Genomic DNA, 3,167 nt, shown 5'->3' with positions numbered 1-3,167 from the left:
ATCCCCACATAGAGCTTCGTGCGGGGTGACAATGCATACGATGCACCGGCGCTGACATAATTCGTCGCGCCGCTTTGTCCGTATCCCTGGAAATCCCGGCCGATGGCGAACTTGAGGGTCGCCGCACCGACCTGATGCGTGGCGGCCAGCATGGCCGAGCTGCGCCGCCTGTGGGATTCGCCCAAGAAGGCCTGGCTGGCGGCAGTCAGTACCGTCAAATTGGCCGATGCCATGACCCGCGTGCGGCCCGGACCATACGCGAGGCCGAGGAAGTAGGTCTTGTCGTTCACGCTGTTGCGCTCGGCGGAAACGAGGAAGTTCAATCCGCTACGTTCGAAATTCACTCCCGCCGCCAATCCGCGCTTGCTTTCTATCGTGCCATTGGCATCGGGCACCGTGCTGCGCTCGCCGTTGGCCGACACATGCAATGACCATCCCGACACGCTCGGGGAGTCGTAGAACACGCCATTGTTCATGCGGCTGTAATCGCCCGTCGGCCCGGTGCGATAAGGATCGGCGCGATAGGACGGATGGTAGATCTGCCAGGCGATCGAGGCCACGCGGTCGAAGTTTTGCCACGGGTCGAACTGCCAGTCGAGGGCCCACGTCGGCGTCATGGCCCGCCCCAGCCGCAATTGGCCGAATGGCCCCATCATGCCCACCGTGGATTCGCCGTAGAACAGCGGCGAACCGCCGCTGGCCTCCACCTGCCCGGAATCGATTTCGAAGCGCGACTGCAGATGGAATACGGCGGCGTACCCCCCGCCTAACGATTCCGAACCCTTGATTCCCCAGTAGCTGCGCTGAATGTTGCCAACCGAGACCGGTCCCCGCGCCAGCTTGTACACGCCCGCATCGGCCACGCCATAGAAGGTCAGCGACGTTTGGGACCAGGCCGTATTCGCACTGACGAGCCAAGCTCCCATTCCCATCGCCCAGGCCAGAGTCTTTTTCTTCATGTTCGTACCTGTACGCACAGGCACGAGTTTGCCGCGAACCAAGGATGTTGGCAAAAAAAGCCTCGTGACGGGCTGGTACGCAGGTTCCCCAATGATCCAAATGCCTCAGCCGGGCTCCCGGGCGACGTTATTCCCGGCTTAATGATGCTGCGCCCGGCATCGCGGCGCTACGCCGCGGCCATTGGCCGAAAACCACTATTCCGGAGTCCGCATGATGGGTCGTTTACCCGGCGCGTTGCTCGGCGCCGCCCTCCTGCTCGCAGCCTGCGGCGGCGAAAACCCGCCTGCGCCCGAGGCCTCGACCATTGAGGACCTGGAGCGGACGGGGCAGCTTCCCGCTCTCGACCGCTCAGAAGACCTGCTCGGTCCTGACCTGGACGGCAATGGCGTGCGCGATGACATCGACGCGTGGATCGCCCGGGAGGAAGAAAACCCCGCCCGGCGGGCAGCGCTCGCGCAGCTCGCACGCGCCTTCCGCGCAGCCCTGCTCACAGGCGGCGATCCTGCCGCGGCGCAAGACGCGGCGCGTCGCCAAACGCGCGCGGTTGCCTGCGTCATGGCTCGCAGCCGCTCCCCCGCCGAAGGCTCGCACGCCGTTTCCGACATGCGCAAGATGTCGGCCAACACCAAACAGCGGGTCCAGGCCTATCTCGCCTATTCGGCCGCTCTCGACGGTGCCGTCATGTCGCTGCCCGCGGGGGACGGATGCGATGACTAGCCGGCCGCTCCGCTACGCACAAGCCATGCTCGCAGCGGCAAGCATGCTGGTGCCCGCGGCGTCCGCGGGGGAGCTGTGCCCCAGCCACACGCACACGCTGGCTTTCTTCAACGGCGTCTGGAATACCCCCGATGCGGCCGCGAGCGGCGCAAGGGAATTGCTCTCTACCCTGTCGGAGACGTTGCGGATGCGTCCCGAAGCCGCCCAATACGCCGTTGGCGCAGAAGTGTTCTACAACGCGAGCGGACTACAGCGGGGCCTTCGCGGCGGCATCGAAGACTTGGTCGAAGTCTTCGAACAACGGGCCGCGGAACTGGAGGAATCGCTGCAGCACCGGTGGGAGCTGTTCTGGGAAATCGTCGACGGACAACTGGCCTGGTGGCGCAAGATTGCTGCGGTGCTGCCGCGCGCCCATGCACTCGCCGAGTCGCTGTCGGAAGCCCGCAACGCGCGCGTGATCGCGCGTACCGCCGCGCTGGCTGCCCGGCCGCCCACTGACATCGATTACGCCGCCCATGCGCTACGGCTGCGCGCCCTGCAGGCCTTGGGCAGGAGCATCCTGCTGGTGGGCCATTCACAAGGCAATTTCTTCCTCAACGCGGCCTATCGATCGGCCCCCTCCCCGGATTCCACAGCGGCCGTGCATATCGCTCCCGCGGCGTCCCGAACCAACGGTCCCCATCTGCTTTCCGGCAACGACTTGGTCATCGCCGCATTGCGCAGTGCCCTTCCGGGCGAACCGCCTCCCGCCAATATCGCCATCCCGCCGTCCCGGAAAGACCCGACGGGCCACGTGCTGATCGACACTTACCTCGATCCCGACCGAAATGGGCGCGCCGCCGCGGGCGGGCTGATGGCAGAGCGCCTGCTTGCGCTGCATGCGCCGGCGCCCCTCGCCAGTCCGGGATTTTTCACCGCGACGCTGGCGTGGGACGGCGAGGGCGACCTCGACCTGCACGTCATGGAGCCCGGGGGCGTCCACGTCTATTACGCCGCCCGCATCGGGGAGAGCGGCTCGCTCGACCTAGACAACACGGCGGGATTCGGGCCTGAGCACTATCACGCCAGCTGCGACCCGAACCGCCTGCAGGCCGGCATCTACAGCGTGGGCATCAATAACTACGCGGCGCCTGCCGGCCGCCGGGCCACAGTGCAGCTCGCCACGGCAAGCAGCGGCGTCGTGCGCACCGTCCTGCTCGATGCCGGCCCGCCGCGCGGCGAGGATGGCGACGCAACGCCGCTTGCGGTGTTGCAGGTAGCCGTCGAAAAAACGGCGGACGGCTGGACGGCCGCTGTGCACTGACGCCCTTGGCGGTCACTCGGCACGGATGCCCCGATCCCCGGACAGCCGCCATCGCCGCGAAGCAATGCGGGCATTGCCTGCGCACAATGCTCTCGGGCGGATCGTCCGTGCCTGCACGCTTTGTTACCCCCCTCACAGTGGCCGTGTTGAATGGCGCGTCCCCGTCGGTTAAGGTGCGGCCATGCCC

3 protein-coding genes are annotated in these 3,167 nt (G+C 66.4%); 2 read left to right on the top strand and 1 reads right to left on the bottom strand.

The genetic code is table 11. From position 1 onward, the window contains the following. Window positions 1-959: porin (locus IRZ12_RS16750; RefSeq protein ID WP_296470966.1), on the bottom strand; the 959-nt coding region annotated here is incomplete at its 3' end. A 211-nt stretch (window positions 960-1,170) separates the two neighbouring features. On the opposite strand from IRZ12_RS16750, the gene IRZ12_RS16745 reads away from it, so the two are divergent. Both IRZ12_RS16745 and IRZ12_RS16740 read left to right on the top strand, forming a co-directional pair. Beyond that, complete coding sequence (locus IRZ12_RS16745; RefSeq protein ID WP_296470963.1) at window positions 1,171-1,677, top strand: hypothetical protein; 507 nt, start codon at window positions 1,171-1,173, stop codon at window positions 1,675-1,677. Next, the gene (locus IRZ12_RS16740) at window positions 1,670-2,980 is read left to right on the top strand and encodes a hypothetical protein (RefSeq protein WP_296470962.1); all 1,311 of its coding nucleotides are present in this window, start codon (window positions 1,670-1,672) and stop codon (window positions 2,978-2,980) included. Before IRZ12_RS16745 ends, IRZ12_RS16740 begins: the two co-directional genes overlap by 8 nt. Window positions 2,981-3,167: the final 187 nt, after the last annotated feature.

This window comes from Pigmentiphaga sp., assembly GCF_019689535.1.
Taxonomy (GTDB): domain Bacteria; phylum Pseudomonadota; class Gammaproteobacteria; order Burkholderiales; family Burkholderiaceae_B; genus Pigmentiphaga.
Note: the sequence above shows the minus strand (reverse complement) of the source record. Positions and strands in the feature narration are given on the sequence as shown.